Origin of the sequence: Winogradskyella flava, assembly GCF_014243395.1 — a bacterium.
Lineage (GTDB): Bacteria > Bacteroidota > Bacteroidia > Flavobacteriales > Flavobacteriaceae > Winogradskyella > Winogradskyella flava.
Map to the genome: position 1 here is coordinate 79,348 of NZ_JACLCP010000005.1, position 20,133 is coordinate 99,480.

The 20,133-nt window shown below is 34.6% G+C and carries 17 protein-coding genes; 3 read left to right on the forward strand and 14 right to left on the reverse strand.

The window, feature by feature from the left end:
- Nucleotides 1–77 precede the first annotated feature (77 nt).
- The 3 genes from H7F21_RS14595 to H7F21_RS14605 all read right to left on the reverse strand — a co-directional run bounded on the left by H7F21_RS14595 (nucleotide 78) and on the right by H7F21_RS14605 (nucleotide 5,661).
- A complete protein-coding gene (locus H7F21_RS14595) occupies nucleotides 78–3,659 on the reverse strand; it encodes an ABC transporter permease/M1 family aminopeptidase (RefSeq protein WP_185790045.1) in 3,582 nt (1,193 codons plus the stop codon).
- 21 nt (nucleotides 3,660–3,680) lie between these two features.
- Entirely contained in the window at nucleotides 3,681–4,565 is an 885-nt protein-coding gene (locus H7F21_RS14600) for an ABC transporter ATP-binding protein (protein ID WP_185790046.1), read from the reverse strand.
- A 163-nt stretch (nucleotides 4,566–4,728) separates the two neighbouring features.
- Complete coding sequence (locus tag H7F21_RS14605; RefSeq protein WP_185790047.1) at nucleotides 4,729–5,661, reverse strand: dihydrofolate reductase; 933 nt, start codon at nucleotides 5,659–5,661, stop codon at nucleotides 4,729–4,731.
- Nucleotides 5,662–5,946: 285 nt separating this feature from the next.
- Between H7F21_RS14605 and H7F21_RS14610 the strand changes: the two genes are divergently transcribed.
- Complete coding sequence (locus H7F21_RS14610; protein ID WP_185790048.1) at nucleotides 5,947–6,246, forward strand: isoamylase early set domain-containing protein; 300 nt, start codon at nucleotides 5,947–5,949, stop codon at nucleotides 6,244–6,246.
- 53 nt (nucleotides 6,247–6,299) lie between these two features.
- Here the strand turns inward: H7F21_RS14610 and H7F21_RS14615 are convergent, their stop codons facing one another.
- The 8 genes from H7F21_RS14615 to H7F21_RS14650 all read right to left on the reverse strand — a co-directional run bounded on the left by H7F21_RS14615 (nucleotide 6,300) and on the right by H7F21_RS14650 (nucleotide 14,044).
- Nucleotides 6,300–7,136: an energy transducer TonB gene (locus tag H7F21_RS14615; protein ID WP_185790049.1), complete on the reverse strand. Its 837-nt coding sequence runs from the start codon at nucleotides 7,134–7,136 to the stop codon at nucleotides 6,300–6,302.
- Between the two features lie 10 nt (nucleotides 7,137–7,146).
- Nucleotides 7,147–7,566, reverse strand: coding sequence for a hypothetical protein (locus H7F21_RS14620; protein WP_185790050.1), 420 nt, complete (start codon nucleotides 7,564–7,566; stop codon nucleotides 7,147–7,149).
- 5 nt (nucleotides 7,567–7,571) lie between these two features.
- On the reverse strand, nucleotides 7,572–8,396 hold the full coding sequence (locus H7F21_RS14625) for a thymidylate synthase (protein ID WP_185790051.1): 825 nt from the start codon (nucleotides 8,394–8,396) through the stop codon (nucleotides 7,572–7,574).
- A 193-nt stretch (nucleotides 8,397–8,589) separates the two neighbouring features.
- A complete protein-coding gene (locus H7F21_RS14630) occupies nucleotides 8,590–10,311 on the reverse strand; it encodes a nucleoside transporter C-terminal domain-containing protein (RefSeq protein WP_185790052.1) in 1,722 nt (573 codons plus the stop codon).
- A gap of 17 nt (nucleotides 10,312–10,328) precedes the next feature.
- Nucleotides 10,329–10,943 carry a bifunctional nuclease family protein gene (locus H7F21_RS14635; protein WP_185790053.1) on the reverse strand — a complete coding sequence of 205 codons (615 nt, stop codon included), beginning with the start codon at nucleotides 10,941–10,943 and terminating at the stop codon, nucleotides 10,329–10,331.
- Between the two features lie 151 nt (nucleotides 10,944–11,094).
- A complete protein-coding gene (locus tag H7F21_RS14640; RefSeq protein ID WP_185790054.1) occupies nucleotides 11,095–12,057 on the reverse strand; it encodes an electron transfer flavoprotein subunit alpha/FixB family protein in 963 nt (320 codons plus the stop codon).
- An 11-nt stretch (nucleotides 12,058–12,068) separates the two neighbouring features.
- The gene (locus H7F21_RS14645) at nucleotides 12,069–12,815 is read right to left on the reverse strand and encodes an electron transfer flavoprotein subunit beta/FixA family protein (protein ID WP_185790055.1); all 747 of its coding nucleotides are present in this window, start codon (nucleotides 12,813–12,815) and stop codon (nucleotides 12,069–12,071) included.
- Between the two features lie 107 nt (nucleotides 12,816–12,922).
- Nucleotides 12,923–14,044 carry a T9SS type A sorting domain-containing protein gene (locus tag H7F21_RS14650; protein WP_185790056.1) on the reverse strand — a complete coding sequence of 374 codons (1,122 nt, stop codon included), beginning with the start codon at nucleotides 14,042–14,044 and terminating at the stop codon, nucleotides 12,923–12,925.
- A 114-nt stretch (nucleotides 14,045–14,158) separates the two neighbouring features.
- On the opposite strand from H7F21_RS14650, the gene H7F21_RS14655 reads away from it, so the two are divergent.
- Both H7F21_RS14655 and H7F21_RS14660 read left to right on the forward strand, forming a co-directional pair.
- Nucleotides 14,159–15,136, forward strand: a complete 978-nt coding sequence (locus H7F21_RS14655; protein WP_185790057.1) for a pyruvate dehydrogenase complex E1 component subunit beta — start codon at nucleotides 14,159–14,161, stop codon at nucleotides 15,134–15,136.
- A 165-nt stretch (nucleotides 15,137–15,301) separates the two neighbouring features.
- Nucleotides 15,302–17,812: a DUF5686 and carboxypeptidase-like regulatory domain-containing protein gene (locus H7F21_RS14660; protein WP_185790058.1), complete on the forward strand. Its 2,511-nt coding sequence runs from the start codon at nucleotides 15,302–15,304 to the stop codon at nucleotides 17,810–17,812.
- A gap of 53 nt (nucleotides 17,813–17,865) precedes the next feature.
- Here H7F21_RS14660 and H7F21_RS14665 read toward each other — a convergent pair whose 3' ends face one another.
- Genes H7F21_RS14665 through H7F21_RS14675 form a run of 3 tightly spaced genes read right to left on the reverse strand, consistent with a single transcriptional unit; the run spans nucleotide 17,866 to nucleotide 20,092 of the window.
- On the reverse strand, nucleotides 17,866–18,630 hold the full coding sequence (locus tag H7F21_RS14665) for a hypothetical protein (RefSeq protein WP_185790059.1): 765 nt from the start codon (nucleotides 18,628–18,630) through the stop codon (nucleotides 17,866–17,868).
- A gap of 49 nt (nucleotides 18,631–18,679) precedes the next feature.
- A complete protein-coding gene (locus tag H7F21_RS14670; RefSeq protein ID WP_185790060.1) occupies nucleotides 18,680–19,315 on the reverse strand; it encodes a hypothetical protein in 636 nt (211 codons plus the stop codon).
- 21 nt (nucleotides 19,316–19,336) lie between these two features.
- Nucleotides 19,337–20,092: a DUF6090 family protein gene (locus H7F21_RS14675; protein WP_185790061.1), complete on the reverse strand. Its 756-nt coding sequence runs from the start codon at nucleotides 20,090–20,092 to the stop codon at nucleotides 19,337–19,339.
- Nucleotides 20,093–20,133 lie beyond the last annotated feature (41 nt).

Sequence of the window (20,133 nt, forward strand, 5' to 3'; positions counted from 1 at the left end):
GAATTATATTGTTTAAGGCTAACAAAAATTCCCTGAGCGTTCAATGACTCAGGGAATATGTGCAGAAGTTTAAAAAATTACTCCTCTAAACTTAAGCTTTTAATATTATCCTTATAAACACGATCTATTAAAATGTGTCTTGGGTCTATGGCTGCTTTTATAGGAAGTGAATCCAGTTGAACAGTAATTGCAGATTTCTCTTTATTGAATTTTAAACGCGTTTGCTCATAAAGATGTTCTTCGTCATCATCCATAAAGAAGCCAACATCAATCCAGTCATTAATAGCAACTCTTTTTTCGTTTCCTAAACTATCAGACTTGATTTTGGCACTTTCAATTTCTAAAGTGACTTCATATTTACCATTATCAAGTTTTTTGTATTTAGCTTCCTTTAAACGGTTATCGTATAAGGTGATTTCTTTAAACCAATCGGTGACGAGATACTTTAGAGAATCTGGAACTTGAGGCTCTAAATGTTTCAAGAAATCTAATGATGTAGGATATGGAGGTTTCTGATAACGGTATTCCTCTAAGAAGTTTTTCATCGCTAGGTTTACCTTTTCCTCTCCAATATAATCTTGAAGCGCATATAAAATCACGCTGCCTTTTCCATAATGGATATAGCCTTGATTTTCTACCTTATATAGAGGTAATTCTTTTTCGCGCTCACCACTGCGTCCTCTTAAGTAACGATCGTGATCGTACTTAAGGAACTGTCTCATTTTCATGGGGTTTTCGGTAATATTCTTAATGGTCATTAAAGATGAATACTCAGAAAAACTTTCACTCATCATGGTACCTCCTTGCATATTGGCACCAATAACTTGGTGTGCCCACCATTGATGACCCATTTCGTGAGCAATAACAGCGTCCACCACATTGTTTTCAGTTTCGTCTTCAAGATTTATCACGAAGCCGATGGCTTCAGAATATGGCATCGTTCCAGGGAATGCTTGGGCAAACGAAGCATAGCGAGGGAATTCAATAATTCGACATTGCTTATGAAAATAGGGACCAAAATTTTCGGTATAATAAGCTAAAGAACGTTCTACGGCATCTAACATCATTTCGACATTTTCAGGATGCTTTTCATCATAATAGACTTCGATATCTATACCATTCCATTGACGTGTTGCGATTTCATATTCTGCAGACATAAACGAATAGAAATTTAAAGATGGTGTGTCCGTTTTATAATGATAATAAGTTCTACCATTTTCATCCCATTTTTTAATTAAGGAACCTGGCGCAATAGCCGTCTGTTCATTAATAGTAGAAATAACAGTTTCAACATTTATAAAATCCGATTGACCATTGTTAAGGTAATTTCGATTGTGCAACTCTGATAATTCTACTGTCAACTCAGGTGTCCGTTCTTTAGGCTCTAAACCATACTTTTTACGTGTGTTTTTATCACTGAGTTCATAGCCTTCATTATAACCCATTGTTGGTAAAATTTCACCATTGTTGAAGAAGGTGCCGTTTTTTACAATCATGGTATTACCTCGATTGTTTTGAAAGCCTTTAGTAATATATTTATTGTCTACTTCCATTACTAAAGTGTCTCCAGGCAGCAACGGTTGACTTAATTTATAAATTTTATATAAATATGTTGAGTCTTTATAAACAATATCACTATTAGGAATATTTAGGGTAGTGTCCCAACCTAGACCGTCAAAAAAGTGAAGTGAGTCAATAGTTTCATTAGATTCATTGACTAATTGAATGTCAGCCTTTACATAGATATCTCTCTTGTTTGGGAATATATCTATATAGTATCTGGCATCAGTTACTTTCGGGTGAACAGCATCTTTGTATTTGCTGTACTTCTTTTCAAATTCAGCCATAAGTTGTTCTTGCTCGTCACCAGTACGATAAGGGTTTAGAATTTGTGAATTATAATACACATAACCTGCAACTCCTAGCCAAGTTATAGTAGCTACGGCTATAACACTACGATAGCTTTTAGGAACTTCCTTTCTAGCAGTTTTAATACGACTTAAAAGCGAGTTTTTAGATCCACGATTCCAAAGTGCACCTGCTATGAGGAGGGCAATTACAGCTAGTAAAGCCCAATAGAGATTAAACCATAGTGCACCTTTTACTCCTGGACCAAAGCTATTCATGTCTGAATAAAATGTAGATGGACCACCACCAACATCTAACATATTTGAATTCAGATCTAGAATACTTAACACAATTTCCCAGACCAGAAGTATCAGTACTGCAATAAAGTAACCAATGTATTTATTACTAGATAAAACTTGTACAAGTATAGTTATGCCGGCAAAAGCAATAAAAAGCGGTAGATTATCATAGAAGAAGTCTAACAAATAGACGTCGATTTCTATACGTGTAAATCCATAAAGTAATTGATATATGATACCTATCCCTAAAAAGAATATATTTAAGATTGAAGCAATACTAACCAATGACAAAGCTTTTGCAGCCATAGAAATAAATGATGTATGTGCGGTGGCATCTATTACTTCATTTATTTTATAGTCTCTATCTCTCCAAATCAATTCACCGCTAAAGAATACTACAATGATGATGATAAAGATATCCGTATTGTCTTTAATGGAGTCGATAAGTTTATAAGTTAGTGGGTATGATTTTAATCCGAAATACTCAAAACCGCCACTTAAATCAGCAACCAATATGATGATACAGAACAAGAATAAAATTTTAAACGTAATGCTCTTTACAATACTCAAAAAATTGGTATAGAAAAAGCTTTTAAACTGTTGCCAGTTTGTTGCTTTAGAAAACGATGGATTTAATTGTGGTAATAAAAATGCCGTTTCTCTTTTTGAAGCATCTTTCTTTTCCTTTTTTACTTTTTTGTTCTTCTTTTTAAACGAAAAGCTGAAATAAGATAGCATTAAAATTATAATTCCAACGCCTGTCCAAATTAATCTATTCCAAAGTAATACGCCTGAAAAACTAGGGCTAATGGTGTTCTTTTCTGCAGGTGTAAAATACTTTGTTTCTATACTATAAGTGTTGAATCCAAACATGTCTGATAATGCGGCAGTAGTTTCATTATCCACATCAGACATTAATGATCCAGAAACAATATAAGCGACTATAATAACTAAACCTCCTACAAAAGAAATCACTGTGCTTTTCCACTTATTGGCCATGGCAAAAATCACTGTACCAGCCAGGAACATGTTTGGCAGAATAAATAAGAGGTAATTATTTACGAAAGTTTCTAAATAAAACGGTCCGAAACGTGAAGGATCTATCCATCCATTTACAGAGTTAAGCCAATAACCTATAAATAGCCCTATATAGGCTCCGACTAATGGTAAAGTAGATACAAATAAAGCACCGAAAAAGCGACCGAAAAAGTAGCCTGGCTTACTTAATGGTGTGGTAAAAAGAATTTCGTTAAACTCGTTATTGTGATCACGAAGTGCAGCATTATTAAAGAAAGCTGCTGCCATAATTAATGCGAAAATGCACCAAATAGTAATATGTAAGGTTATAGTGTAGGGTGAATTTCTATTAACGTTGCCGATTGCTCCACCAATTTGTACATTATCACTTACTGTGGCACCAAATTCTAGAAGCCCAATAATAAAGATAAATATATACACCATAGGTTGCTTCAATGTATACTTTAATTCCGAAAGAAAAAATGTTTTAAACATAACTAATACATGGATTTAAGGTTAAACAAGTACGTTAGACGTATTGATTTTAGAAAAGAAGACATCCTCTAAATTTGGTCTTACCTGTTCAAATCCATTTTGTGGATTGGTATCGCTAAATACATGTATAAGTGGTTGGCCACCTACCATTTTATTCGAAATAATTTTATACTCGTTAGCATAGTTTTTGAGTTCTTCTCTACTAACTATTTTTTGATATACTTTACCATTAAGGGCCTCAGTAGCATCTTTTGGAGAGCCATGATAAACGATTCCTCCTAAGTTCATAATGGCCATTTTTGTACACAATTCGTGTACATCTTCAACGATATGAGTAGATAGGATAACAATAACTTCTTTACCTACATCGGCCAAAAGATTATAAAAACGATTACGTTCTCCTGGATCTAATCCAGCGGTTGGTTCGTCTACTATAATTAATTTTGGATTGCCAATAAGTGCTTGCGCAATCCCAACGCGTTGCTTCATTCCTCCAGAAAATCCTTTTACGGATTTCTTGCGCTTATCGTACAGGTTGACCTTGTCCAATAAATAATCAACGAGTAACTTTCGTTCTTTGGAATTGGTAATTCCTTTTAGAATGGCTAAATGTGTTAGTAATTGCTCAGCTGTAATACGCGGATATACGCCAAATTCTTGAGGTAAATAACCCAATACCTTTCTAATTTCTGCTGGTTGGTTTAAAATGTCAATATCATCCAAGGTTGCAGTTCCAGAATCTGCATCTTGCAAGGTCGCAAGAGTGCGCATTAAAGAGGATTTTCCTGCACCATTTGGGCCGAGTAGGCCAAACATGCCGTTTTCTAATTCTAAGCTCACATTATCTAGAGCTTTTACACCATTTGCGTAAGTTTTGGAGAGATTATTGATTTTTAACGTACTCATAAAAGTCGATTTTTTGATTGATTAGTATGTACTTAAGACGACGCTTTTTTAAATGCGTTACAATTAGTCCAAAGATTTTTTATCTTACTTGACTTAAGCCTCTACTATCAAAGACGCTAAAATTTTGGGAATGGTTGCCTAGGAAAAAGAAATTTAGGTAAACTTATTTTCTTAAATAAGTAATAAAAGAAAAGGCATAAGCATGTTTTTCGTCTGCATCGTGAGTGGTTCTTTTGACTTCTTTCCACGTAGTGCTATCAATTTCGGGAAAGAACGTATCGGCGTCCTCAAAGGAGGCATGGACTCTGGTAATTTCCAGCTTATCGGCAAATTTAATGGATTGTTTATAGATTTCACCACCACCAATAATAAACGGTTGTTTATCATTTCTGGCCGCATCTATAGCGTCGTGTAATGAGTTAACTACAATAACACCGCTTGGAACCTCATAACCTTTTTGTCTAGTAATAACGATATGTGTTCTGTTTGGAAGCGGTTTTGGAAAACTTTCAAAAGTCTTTCTTCCCATTATGATGTGATGACCAGAAGTTAAACTCTTAAACCGTTTTAAGTCATCACTCAAATGCCAAATCAAGTCATTATCCTTACCAATGGCATTGTCCTCGCCAGCCGCAACAATAATGGTTAGCTCATTACCCTTTTTTTTTTCAATAGCTCGTTGTTCTGTCTTGGCTTCGTTATAAGCTTGTGTCTGTGCCATTTTGGTTTCTTCTTTCAAGAAACTCTGTTTAAGCTTATCAATTCGAGCTTCTTGTTGATTTACTAGTTTATCGAGCTGCTGCTTTTCCCAATCCTTACCCATGAATTTATTTGTGATAAACACATTTATAAAATGGTATAAGAATAAAATGAGCCAAGCCAGAATAGCATAGACAAACCAATTTACACCGGCAATTGTAAAATCTTTACCAATACCGAGAACTGTATTTGCTAAAATTAAAAAGACAGCACCAATTAAAAAGATGACGAAATGTATATATAAACGTTTTTTCTGTCTAATGCGTTTTTGAGCGTTTTCTATAAGCTCTAATTGGTCTTTATCTATAGTAGAAATTTGTTTTTTCTTTCCAAACATATACCGAATTTTACAAGATAAAGATACTTCTTTTTCACTAAATCGTTGTAGTGATCTTTCGATTTGAATGATTAATAATTTTCGAAAACGATATCGTTGATAATCAGGTATTAAGAACGAATAATTCAGTTATTGAAACCATAATTTTATGCTATTAAAAGTATGAAGTTTATTAAAAAGTAAAGCCTATTTTATTAAAATGATAATTCTTTCATTTAAAGTAATTTAAACTTGAGTTTGTGGTTTTTTCTTTTATACTTTTGAGCTTTATTTAAAACTAATATTATGGCAATTAAAAAGCAGTATTTAAAAAGCAAGCCAGTTTGTAAAGTAACATTTTCTGTGCCTGCAGAAGAAGCAAAAAAAGTAGCAGTAGTTGGAACATTCAATGAGTGGAACGAAAAGAAAGCTGTTAAACTTAAGAAATTAAAAAGCGGAACCTTTAAAGGAACTGTTGATTTAGAAAAAGATAATTCTTATGAATTTAGATATGTTGTCGATGGTACTTATATCAACGACGATCAAGCAGATGCTTATGCTTGGAGCGACTTTGCTGGTGCAGAGAACAGTGTTCTAAACTTGTAATTATTAATGTGCTATTAATCCAAAAAAAGCGTCTCAATTTTGAGACGCTTTTTTTATTCGCTTATCCTAAATACTATTGGTAATGAGTAGGGCACAATTACTGCTTTTCCCCTCTGGTATCCTGGTTTTTTAAGTTTAGGAATTGTCTTAATTACCCGAATGGCTTCATCCTCAAGCGCTACATGTGGTCCACGAGCTTTTATTCCTATTACGTTACCTTCTTTGTCAATTTTAAAAAGAACAAATATTCTTTTTACACCTGGGTTTAGATCTAGTTTACTTGCAATTTTGATGTTGAAATTTTTAGCAACATGCTTTTGAATTTTTTCATTCATACAATCTCTTAGTGCTTTATTGTTCAGCGATTTTTTACATCCTTTATAGACTGGAACTTTTTCAATAACACTAAAAGGGACTTCATCTGGTATATATCCTAATATTGGTACTATGGAATCATTGACTCTATCCAATAGAAAACCAAATAGATTGGTCGCGTTAGAGGACACCCCGTTGTCATAAGAATCGAGCACAGGTTTAACTTTTGGAATACTATCCAATATGGTCTCTAACTTTTTGAACTTTCCATTTACAGGATTTGAAATACTTGAGTAGTCTTTAACGATATAACCCTTTTCGTCATATAAAATATTTGTGTGCATGGTTATAGTATCTTTCTTTGCTCTTGAGAAGATAGAATCTTTTAGGTTTTTCTTATTGATATGTTTGGCCAGAAACTCATGAAGCATGATATCGTAACAACTCTTTTTATCTTCAGCATCTTCACAGCCTTGATAAATGACGTAAGGTCTATTATACACTAATTTAGAATCTTCTTGAGACCAAATGAAGTTAGCGGAAATACATATAAGAAGTGATAGTAAATATTTCATATAAGTTGATTTAAAAATAGATAGTCATTAGCATGCTGAAAGGTGTATCCACAGCTTCGTCATTCTCTGTGCCAGGTTTTTTAAATTTCGGAAGGCGCTTGGTTACTCTAATGGCTTCAATGGCAATAGCTCGATGATTGGCTTTGGCATTGACCTGTTCTACTTTACCTTTTTTATTTATGATAAAATCTAGCCGAAATTGAGTGGACTTCTCTAGTGGCAAAGCCACGTCCGCGATTCCAGTATCAAAACTCATTTTTATAAAGTTCATTATTTTTTTCTTGGAACATCTCTTCAGTTCCTCATTAGTCATGTCTTTGTCGCAACCTCTATAAACAGGATAGGTGGATTGAGAATCTACACTTATTGTATCTTGAGATAAAGATATAGATATAAAAAATAGTAAAATAGTAAAAACGCTGTACTTCATATTACCTATACGGCAACGACTCCTTTAATATGTGGATGAGGATTATAGTCGACTAAGGTAAAATCTTCAAATTTAAAATCAAAAATATCCTTCACGTCAGGATTAAGTATCATTTTTGGTAATGGTCTTGGGTCTCTTGACAATTGCAATTCCAATTGCTCCATATGGTTGTTATAGATGTGAGCATCACCAAAAGTATGGATAAAATCTCCTGGTTGATAACCACAGACTTGTGCCATCATCATTGTGAATAGTGCATAAGATGCAATATTAAAAGGTACACCTAAGAAGATATCTGCACTGCGTTGATAGAGTTGACAAGACAATTTACCATCAGCCACATAAAACTGAAAAAACGCATGGCATGGTGGCAAAGCCGCTTTTCCGTTAGAAACATTTTCTGAGAATGATTTTGAGGTATCTGGTAACACTGATGGATTCCATGCAGAAACCATCATTCTGCGACTATTGGGATTGGTTTTTAGAGTCTGTATAACCTCTTTAATTTGGTCAATTTCATCATCATTCCAATTGCGCCATTGGTGACCGTAAACTGGTCCTAAATCACCATTCTCATCCGCCCATTCATTCCAGATGCGTACGCCATTTTCAGTAAGGTAATTAATGTTAGTATCGCCTTTTAAAAACCAAAGTAGTTCGTATATAATAGATTTTAAATGAAGTTTTTTTGTAGTGACCATAGGGAAACCTTCGCTTAAATCAAAGCGCATTTGGTAACCAAAAACACTTTTGGTTCCTGTACCTGTTCTATCTCCTTTTTCGTTCCCCTCTGCTAAAACGTGCTTTACTAAGTCGTGATATTGTTTCATACTCATTTCCTGCAAAAGCAGGAATCTCTTTAAAATTAAACTTAAATATACTTGGAATGAGATGCTGAATCAAGTTCAGCATGACAGCAAACGAAAATATAAAAAAGCTTTAATTAAGAATAAGTTGAACCCTTAGATAATATCAAAAGTTATTAACGAATTGCATTTTTATTTTGGAGAGTTAAAGGAACTTTTATCCAATAATCATTCCTGCAATAGTCGCAGAAATCAGAGAAGCGATTGTTCCGCCAATTAAGGCTTTCATTCCAAATTTAGATAACTGTTTGCGTTGACCAGGAGCAAGGGATCCAATGCCACCAATCTGAATGCCTATGGATGCAAAGTTGGCAAAACCACAAAGCATATAAGTTGCCATAATCACCGATTTTTGATATTTTAAGTGGGTTACACTTGTCACATCTTTTAAATCCGCCAGTTGTATGTATCCTACAAACTCACTTGCGGCTAACTTAATTCCTAGGAGCTGTCCCATAAGCGCCATATCTTCTTGAGCAATCCCTATTAACCACATTAAGGGCGCAAATGTGTATCCTAAAATTAATTCTAATGAAAATGATTGGTACGGTGTGTTAGCAATAACCCAGTCATTCAGTGAGGTTAGATCTCCAATTCCTCCTAAGATGCCATTTATCATAGCTATGAAAGCTACAAAAACCAATAACATGGCACCGACATTAACGGCAAGCTTCAAGCCTTCAGTCGTACCATTTGCAATGGACTCCAAAATATTAGAACCTATTTTTTCTTGAGATACAGAGACATCTGTATTAATATCCTCAGTTTGAGGAAAAAGTATTTTCGAAATAACAATGGCTCCAGGAGCAGCCATTACTGAGGCAGCCAATAAGTGCTTAGCATAGAACAATTGTAGCTCTGGGTCATCACCACCTAGAAATCCTATATAAGCCGCCAATACTGCACCTACAACAGTTGCCATACCACCGATCATTACCAATAGAATTTCGGACTTATTCATTTTTTCCAAATACGCCTTAATCAATAAAGGCGCCTCGGTCTGTCCTAAAAAAATGTTTCCAGCAACACTTAAACTTTCAGCTCCAGAAATCCCCAAAATTTTGGTGAGTAACCAGCCCATCCCTTTAACCACCTTTTGAATAATGCCTAAATAAAAGAGGACAGAAGTCAATGCCGAAAAGAATATAATAGTTGGCAACACTTGAAACGCAAAAATATAGCCAAAAGAATTTACATCCAACATACCACCAAATAAGAACTCACTACCGGCTTGTGTAAAACCAAGAATAGCGATAAAACCTTGACCAACATATTCAAAGGCTGTTTTTACGAAATCAACTTTTAGCACTCCAACGGCTATGATGAGTTGAAACGTTAATCCAATACCAACGGTTTTCCAGTTGATAGCCTTGCGGTTACTACTAAATAAAAAAGCGATAAAAATTAAGGTGATCATCCCTAAAACACCTCGCCAGAGACTATCGAATGAGAATCCTTGACTTGGGATAATTTCAGAATTAGAATTAGAATCGACTACGGAATGTGCAATAACCAAATCATCAGATTTAGGAGCCTTAAAACTATAGGATACAGTTTTTTCAGTAAATACTAATGTTGAGTCGGTTAACTCTCGGACTTTATACTTTCTTACGGTATCATTCGGCTGATTATAATAAAATACCAACAAATTATTTTGAAAGATATAATGCCCAGAAGCTTTAAGACTGTCTTTGCTTAATAGGTTATATCTAAAATCACCATTTTTAAATTCTAAAATATCAGCATCCGATACTGATACACTTGCACGTGTTTGTTCATTTTCAATAGCATCGAATTGCCATGTTTTTTCAAGCTCTTGTGCTGTAATTGATGAAAGTCCAATAAAAATAGCAATTAGGGCTTTGAAAAAATGATTCATAAAACGTGAAATATTAGTTAGCGCTTAGAAATTTCATCTCTAATTTTAGCCGCCTTTTCGTAGTCCTCATTATTTACGGCTTCTTCCAAGAGACTGTGCAATTCTTCAAGGGATTTGTCTTTGTACCCTTCTTGTTCAATAGCTGCAGCTTCAATTTCTTCGGCAATAAGATCATCAACAAGAATACTATCTTGTTCGTCTTCATCCTTTTTAGGATTAACTTTTAGATAGATGCCGGCTTTGTCTAGAATATTCTTGTAAGTAAAAATAGGGGCTTGAAAACGCAAAGCCAAAGCAATGGCATCACTGGTTCTGGCATCTATAATTTCTTCAATTTGATCCCGTTCACAAATTAAGCTAGAATAAAACACGCCATCAACCAATTTATGTATGATAACTTGCTTCACTACAATATCAAAACGGTCAGCAAAATTTTTGAATAAATCGTGAGTTAATGGACGTGGTGGACGAATTTCTTTTTCTAAAGCTATCGCTATGGATTGTGCTTCGAAAGCACCAATAACTATAGGTAATTTTCGGTCGCCATCGACCTCATTGAGAATTAAGGCATAGGCGCCATTCTGTGTCTGGCTATAGGAAATACCTTTAATATTTAAACGAACTAAACTCATAAATTATAAAACACAAAGAACTGTTTAAATTTGGACTTTACCAACTGCATGACACAGATTTGGATATTTTTCCCAATACTTTCGATAAAACGTAATCAGTTTCGAGAAAATCTAAATTTAAACAGCCCTTTATTATTACAAGGTAATAAAATTATGCGTTTTCAGCTTTGAAAGCTTTTAATTTTTCTATGAGTTGTGGTACAACTTCAAAAGCATCACCAACAATACCATAATCAGCAGCTTTAAAGAAAGGTGCTTCAGAATCCGTGTTAATCACAACTTTTACTTTAGAAGCATTGATACCTGCCAAATGCTGAATGGCACCGGAAATACCAATCGCTATATAGAGGTTAGAAGCTACAGGCTTACCTGTTTGACCTACGTGTTCACTGTGCGGTCTCCAGCCCAAATCTGATACTGGTTTAGAGCAGGCCGTTGCTGCGCCTAAAACTTCAGCTAATTCCTCAATCATTCCCCAATTTTCTGGACCTTTAAGACCTCTTCCGCCAGATACAACAGTTTCTGCATCTGCAATACTTACTTTATCAGTTGCTTTGTCCACAGACTCCACATTTACTCCAGAATCTGGTAATGATGGAGCGAAGTCTTCAACTGAAGCAGTTCCGCCGGACTCTACTAAGCCAAATGAGTTGTTAGAAAGTCCAACAATTTTTATATCCGTCGTAATTTCCGTATTTGCAAATGCTTTATTGGTAAAAGCCGTACGTTTTACTGTGAATGGAGCAGTGCTCGATGGTGCTTCAACTACATTGGACACATAACCTGCATCTAAACCAACTGCTAGAAGTGGTGCTAAGTATTTACTATCTGCACTAGAACTTACTACAACTACTTTTGATCCTTCCTGTTTTGCTGCCTCAGCAATAGCCGAAGCATAGGCTTTCGCATTAAAATTACCTAATGCCTCATTCTTTATTGATAATACCTTTGAAGCGCCATAGTTGCCTAAGCTTTCTGCATTATCTGCGTTCATAGTAACCGCTGTAACCGAGGTTCCCATTTGGTCTGCTATAGCTTTTGCATAAGACACAACTTCTAAAGCTGCTTTCTTAAACTTTCCGTTTTCTGATTCTGTATATACTAAAATAGACATAATTCTTTTTTTTAAATCACTTTAGCTTCGTTATGAAGTAAGCTTACTAATTCATCAATATTGTTAGCATCCACTAATTTCACCGCACCTTTTGGAGCAGGCTTTTCAAAGCTTACCGCTTTAGTTTCAGCATTAGCATCAGTAGGTTCTACAACTGTCAATGGTTTTTTACGAGCCATCATAATACCACGCATATTCGGAATACGTAAGTCACTTTCTTCAACTAAACCTTTCTGTCCACCAATAACCAAAGGTAATGACGTACTTACGGTTTCTTTACCACCATCTATTTCTCTTACGGCCTTGGCACTTGTGCCGTCCACGTCTAAACTTATGCAGTTTGTAACAAAATTAGCACCAATCATTGCAGCTAACATTCCAGGTACCATTCCGCCGTTATAATCGATAGATTCTCTACCAGCAATGACCAAATCGTAACCACCATCCTTAACTACACTAGCTAGTTGTTTTGCTACGGCATAGCCATCTGTAGCAGGCGTATTTACTCTAATGGCTGAGTCTGCTCCAATGGCTAAAGCTTTTCTTAAAGTAGGCTCTGTTTCTGAACCTCCTACATTTACCACATCTACACTGGCACCTTGCTTCTCCTTAAACCACATAGCACGAGTTAAACCAAACTCGTCATTCGGGTTAATAACAAACTGCACACCGTTAGTATCGAACTTGGTGTCGCCATCCGTAAAATTAATTTTGGAAGTTGTATCAGGTACATGACTAATACACACTAATATTTTCATATAAATTGTCTTTTAATTTGAGTCCACGAAGATAATTATAAAAATTGAATTTTACTATGCGTGCATAATAAATTTTAAGAAAAATTAAAATTACTATCCAGAAAATGCTAATTCAATAATAATTTAAATGATTTCTGCTGATTGTTTAATTTTTTGAGCCGAACGAAGTAAAGTCCAGTTTCATAACTAGAAAGATCGATAGAATTTTTTTCAAAATTTTTAGTAAAAAAAACAGTTTGACCTATACCATTTAATATCTCGACGGAAATAGGTACATCATTTAAATTAGAAATTTGAAGAAAAGGATTGCCTTTAGATTTAAATGGTTTCATTTTTACCGAACTTTCATCCTGAGTGGAGAGGTTCACTTTAGAAAATTCAATAATGTGATAGCCAAAGATTGCATTACTCCTATAGAATTGAAAGGTCTCACTTTCTGTATTTATAGAAACTTCAATATTTCCATAGTTATAACCGTTGCATGCAATATCTAAAACTGAAAAAATCTCGAATTCTAAATAATGATATGGTTCGGAAAAATCAACTTGAGGAGCAATTCCTGGCTCAGACTCCCAATGCTGTAGGGTATTGTCTACATTTTCGAATCCATTAGGATTTCCGCCTTTTAGTCCTATTGCAAATGAATTTCCACAAGAGGTTGGTTCATCACTTTCCATATACAAAATATCTTTTGTGGTATCGTAGTTAAAGTTTACCCTAAAATTAAAGTTTTCAGGCACGTCATATAAAGGGCAAGAGTAGCATGGGTCAACATCAGACGTGCTTATATGTTTAGTAACGTCATAAGTGTTACCATCAAGACTAGTGATGAGTTGAGGGCTTATTGAGGTAACAATTGGGAAACTGCCTAAATCAAAATATTCAATGAATATAGTCATTGTACTAGTAGGGACTTGAGTAGATACAGACTCATAAAGCGCTCTGGAATTCGCATTCACCATATAGTATTTTTGCAATGTGTCAGAACCATTTGGATAAAGCTGGTAAAAATCATGAATAATGTAATCAGCAAATATGTCCGTGATATACTGTTGGGCAAAATTTAAACTTAGTGTACCATCATTATTTGTGGTAACAATTGGAATATCTAATGTATTTTCAATTTTTAGTGTTAAACTTTGGGAAGAACACAAAATAGCTTCTTGCGAAAAGGTTATACAAAACCATAGTGAAAAAATAAGGCTCTTAATACAATTTTTAGATAACATGAACTAAATTCAGTGAATATGAAAGTTAGTGGAATTTTCTCAATTTTCAATATAAATTTAATAGTGTTTTGTTTTTAAGAATTCTTATTTTTGTTTTTCTTTTAAAACAAGAACATGAAGACAATACAATTTAGAGAAGCTATTTGTGAAGCTATGAGTGAAGAAATGCGTCGTGACGAAAGCATCTATCTTATGGGAGAAGAAGTAGCAGAATATAACGGGGCGTATAAGGCGTCCAAAGGCATGTTAGATGAGTTTGGCGAAAAACGTGTCATCGATACACCAATTGCTGAACTCGGTTTTGCCGGTATTGCCATTGGTTCTACAATGACTGGCAATCGTCCTATCGTAGAATATATGACGTTTAACTTCTCTTTAGTTGGTATTGATCAGATTATAAATAATGCTGCAAAGATCAGGCAAATGTCTGGAGGACAATTTAAATGTCCGATTGTTTTCCGCGGGCCAACAGCTTCTGCAGGTCAATTGGCAGCAACACATTCACAGGCGTTTGAAAGTTGGTTTGCTAATACACCAGGATTAAAAGTTATTGTACCGTCAAATCCATATGATGCCAAAGGCTTATTAAAATCTGCCATTAGAGACGATGATCCTGTAATTTTTATGGAAAGTGAGCAGATGTATGGTGATAAAGGTGAAGTGCCAGAGGGCGAATATGTGATACCAATTGGTGTTGCGGATATCAAACGCAAAGGTACTGATGTCACCATCGTATCTTTTGGTAAAATCATTAAAGAGGCTTATAAAGCTGCGGATGAATTGGAAAAAGAGGGTGTTTCTTGTGAGATTATTGATTTACGTACGGTGCGTCCAATGGATAGAAACGCTATTTTGGAGTCTGTTAAAAAAACCAATAGACTGGTAGTTTTAGAAGAGGCTTGGCCATTCGGTAATGTAGCTACTGAAATCACCTATTTGGTGCAATCAGAAGCATTTGATTATTTAGATGCTCCTGTTGTAAAAATTAATACAGCAGATACGCCTGCACCTTATTCTCCTGTCTTGTTAGAAGAGTGGTTGCCAAATAGCAATGATGTTATAAAGGCAGTGAAAAAAGTAATGTACAAATAAATAAATCGCAGTTTTCTGCGTTTAAAACTTCATTAATAACCTTAAGCATTAGTTTAGCATGGTTGTTGATGAAGTTTGTTTTTATTACGAAGCCCATAATGGGCAATTGGCTTAAAATTACTAACTTTTCATAGATAGTAATTGTAATGTTATTAGATTTTAAGTATGAAGTTGAAGTTATTTACACTCTTACTATTTTCAGGATTTATTTCGGCATTCGCACAAACAAAAGTCAGCGGCTACGTCTTCGATGAATACAACGAGCCTATCGCTTTTGCAAACGTACTTTTTAAAGGTTCTACAGAGGGTACCATTACCAACGAAGATGGTCGTTTTTATTTGGAGTCCGATGAAACTTGGGATACACTCATAGTTTCCTTTTTAGGTTTCGAAATGCAAGAATTGCCATTGACACAGAAAGTTAATTACGACTTAAAATTCATATTAAAGGAGGAAGCTTCTACACTCGGCGAGGTTTTAATTGTTACGGGAAAACAATCAAAAAAAGCTTCTGAAAACCCAGCCATTAGAATTCTAAAAAAGATTTGGGAGCGCAAGCGCAAAAACGGTCTTAAGCAGTTTAAGCAATATCAATATGATCAATATGAAAAGGTCGAATTCGACCTTAATACTATTGACAGTGCTTTGATTAAGAGTAAGCTCTTTAAGGGGATGGAGTTTGTGTTTGAAGAAGTGGACACCTCTAGTGTCACGGGAAAAACCTACCTACCTATTTTCTTAAATGAGTCTGTGAAAAAAGTTTATGGCGATAATGTAATCAATGAGAAGCGCGAAGATCTTGTCGGAAACAAAAATTCTGGATTTAGTAATAATCAGGTTATCATTGATTTTATTGACGATTTGTATTCTGACTATAATATTTATGATAATTATTTAAAGTTTTTTGATAAGAGTTTTGTGAGTCCATTAAGCCGCACAGGCATTCAGACTTATAATTATGTGCTTTCAGATAGTGCATATATTGACAATAAATGGTGTTACAATATTACCTATTATCCAAGACGAAAAAATGAGCTAACCTTTAAGGGGGATTTTTGGGTTAATGACTCTACTTATGCTATAAAAGATATTAATCTTCAAGCGTCTAAAAGTGCGAATATCAATTGGGTAAAAGAGATTTATATCGAGCAGGAGTTTGAAGTATTAAACGATTCTGTGTTCCTCATAAAGCGTGATTATTTCTTATCTGATTTTGCATTGAATAAAAAGGAGTCCTCTAGAGGTGTCTATGGGAAACGAACTACACTTTACGACAATTACAGATTTGATGTTCCAAAAGATGAAAAGTTCTATGAAAAGGTGGTTTATAATTATGATGAAGATGTCTATAATAGGGAAGACGATTTTTGGGAACAGAACAGGTTAGAGGCTTTAAATAAAGACGAAAAAGGGGTTTATAAAATGCTAGATACCCTTAAAACCGTAAAGAAATTTAAGCGACTTTATAATTTGGGAAGTATTTTGGCATCTGGTTATGTTGAGTTTCCAAGTATTAATTTTGATTACGGCCCAATCTTTTCGACATTTGGTTTCAATGAGGTGGAAGGCTTGCGACTGCGAACTGGTGGGCGAACGTATTTTGGGCCCAATGATTTATGGAGACTCGAAGGGTTTTTGGCTTATGGGTTTAGGGACGATAAATTTAAATATGGTATCTCGGGCAAATGGCTGTTAGATAAGCGAAGCCGCTTCACTATTTTTGGAGGTCAGCGACGCGATGTAGAACAAATTGGTGCGAGTTTAACGAGTTCTACTGACGTTTTGGGTCGAAGTTTAGCATCATCTGCCGTTATTGGTACAGGAGCAAATGATAAGCTTACTAATATTAGTTTAACTAATTTTGGTATGTCTATTGAGCCATTGCGAAACTTTGAAATTCGACTGGATGGTAGTTTTAGGCAACTGCGATCTGCATCACCAACCTTTAGTTTAGATTATAATGATTCAGAATCTCCGACAGGAGTCTCTTCTGAGGTCGATCAGTTTGAGACTCGACTATCTCTGGCATTTTATCCAAAGCGACAAATGACAGGTTTTGGCGTTGAGCGAAAAACAAAGAATGATGACTTTGCAAGACTTTTTGCGCAAGTAAGTAGAGGTGACCGTGATTGGTTTAATAGTGATTTCGATTATACTAAAGTACAGTTCTCTTATATACAACCATGGCAAATAGGTGGATTTGGACGTCTAACAACGAGTATAGAAGCTGGTAAAACCTTTGGCGAGGTGCCCTTGGCATTGCTAAGTGTAGTACCTGGTAACCAAACCTACTTTTCAATTTACAACACTTTCTCTCAACTCGATTTTTATGAGTTCGTTACTGATACTTATACGTCGATGCACTTTGAGCATAATTTTAATGGACGATTATTCTCTCGAATACCATTCTTAAAGAAATATAACCTAAGGGCTATCGCTAGTATTAGAGGTGTTTGGGGCGAATTGTCCGATAAAAATATAGCTTTAAGCACTACAGGAAATGCTATAGAGTTTCCATTGGTAGCACCAGATTCTAGAGTGTATTACGAATACAGTATTGGCGTCGCCAATATTTTTAAAGTATTGCGTTTAGATTTTAACTTTAGAGGTAATTATCTTGATAATCCTGGTGCTAGGAGATTTGGTATTACTGGCAGTTTTGGGTTCTATTTTTAAGCTGCTATTATGCATTTGGAACGTCATTGACCGTTCGTTTTTTATATTAACTCCTAAAATGGCTTGTATTCCTTAAGTTCCACGTTAGGATAATCCTTTGCTATTATGTTTTCCATATCAACCATAATATTGTTCAATCGATTGTATGGAAGCATAATTCTGTTAGTGAAAAATAATAAGTCAACCAAAAGGTTCGGAAATTCGCGCTCTTTTAGAAGTGTTTTTGGAGAATTTTGAAATGGTGAAGACACCTTAATCGTCTCGAGCGCATCAAAGTTTTGCCTTGTTTTTAATGTTGTTTTATCTATGTGCTTACTCAGATATGGTCTCAATTCTTGATTTACATAGTTAATTTGCAAGGCTTCGAATTGTAGTAACTTTTCTTGGTCAAAATTCATTTCTCTAAACTTTCGTTTCAAATTTTCGGAGGTCAATAGGCTAATTTCACCAGAATTCGTTAGAGCATTATATTCTGTTGTTGGTGTTGCAGCTAGCCACAGCCATGTTAATTTATGTATATTTAATTCTATCTGATCTTCGGTTAATTCAATTTCTGGATTTTGAATGGCTTCAAGCAATGCATCTGCGGCCGCAATTACTTCTGTCATTCGTTTCGCACCATATTTGAAGTGGAATTTATAAAACGCAACTTCGGTTCCGATTCTTTCGACTATTTTCTTCTCTTTATCTTTATTAGATTGGTTTTCTGTACATGAGCTCATCAAAAAAACGGTAATTAATAAAATAATGAAACTTATAATAAGTCTTGAGAAACTCATAGCATTTTGAGTTCTAAGAGCAGGATAAAGTTTTTTCATATTAGAGTAGTTTTAAATGAGCGTTAAACATGACTGATTGTTCATTTTCTTATAAATTAACATTGATGGTATAAAGGGCAACTAAATAGATGATGAACGCTATTAATGCTAATACATACGGACTGTATGTTCTATTATTCTTTTTATCCCAAATTATTAAACCTATAAGAATACCAATAACAGCTAAATAAGGAATATGAAAAGCACCTAAATCCTCCAACTCTAATAAAAAGAAAATAATTCTACCTAAAGTTGGTCCAATAAAAATTAATGTAATGGCGATCATATAGCGCATATGGATAGCAACATTATTCTTATGCTTTATGGCGAGTGTATAGAACATAAGTAAGAGTATAATATCAAAACTGGCATTTAGTGGGAAAAGATTCTTTCCATATTCTTTGATCATCTGAGGAATGAATGAAAGAATTAAAGCGACAAAAACGACATAAGAGATTTTTCCGAAAAAGCGATGTAATTTGAAGTTCTTAAATCTAATAAGTAGAGGTTGCGTAATTAGAAGTGTCATCCAAATTGAAGCTATAAATGCATGAAGATGGGTATGCATATCTACTGTTCCTTCAAATTCTGGTGACAATACAAAATAAGTTTTGTAAAACCCTAAAAATGTTAGTGGAATGAAGAGTAAAAAAACAAATCCAATATTTCTATACGCTTTTTCCATAAAATTTAGTGATAAATGTTATTAGCTCTTAATTAATGTATCAATCTCATTATCTAGATCTACTATTAGGGCTTTCAATTTTTTGATGACTTTTACATAGACAGCGTTTAAAACGCGCTGATTATCACTTTTTATTGAATTTAAAATAGATTTATAAAGAACGTCTGTTTTTAGAGATTCATAGTTGTTTGGTATTATTGCCGATTGTATAAATTCCCCATTGTCATTAACATTCCAAGCATCTAGTTTGCTAAACCGTTTTAGAATTTCTTCTAAATAAAATTCTCGATTTGGTTGATTTTCCCACGCTTTTAGACTCTGATACGATTGACTATGTATATTTAGTATCTTTTTTCTTAGTTCATCATTAGATATAAGTTCTATGCCTTTTGACTTTAGTACATCGAATGAGTTTGTATGTATAAGAGAAATGGGCCAATTAGTTGTCCATGCAAAATGATGCGCTAATGAGTCGTTATATGGTAAATTATCCTCGAGGCTTTTTAGTATGATAGCTATAGAGGCATTTGATTTGCTGTGACCTTCTACATTAATTTCAAAATCTGTTATATCTAATAGAAAATCTTCTTTAAGCTCCTTTAGAATGCTAACTTCTTCTTGTTTATTTTTGTACTGTGTATTTAAATTATTTAACCATAGTGCTATCAAAATCCCTATAACAACTAACACAATTTCTCCAACAGCATAAATGAGATATTTACTGAATTTATTTTCTGACAGTAATTTTTGGCGGATGTGCCTAAATAGTTTTATCATTGATTGGTGTGCCAAAGCACAATTAGTTGCTGGGTCAATAA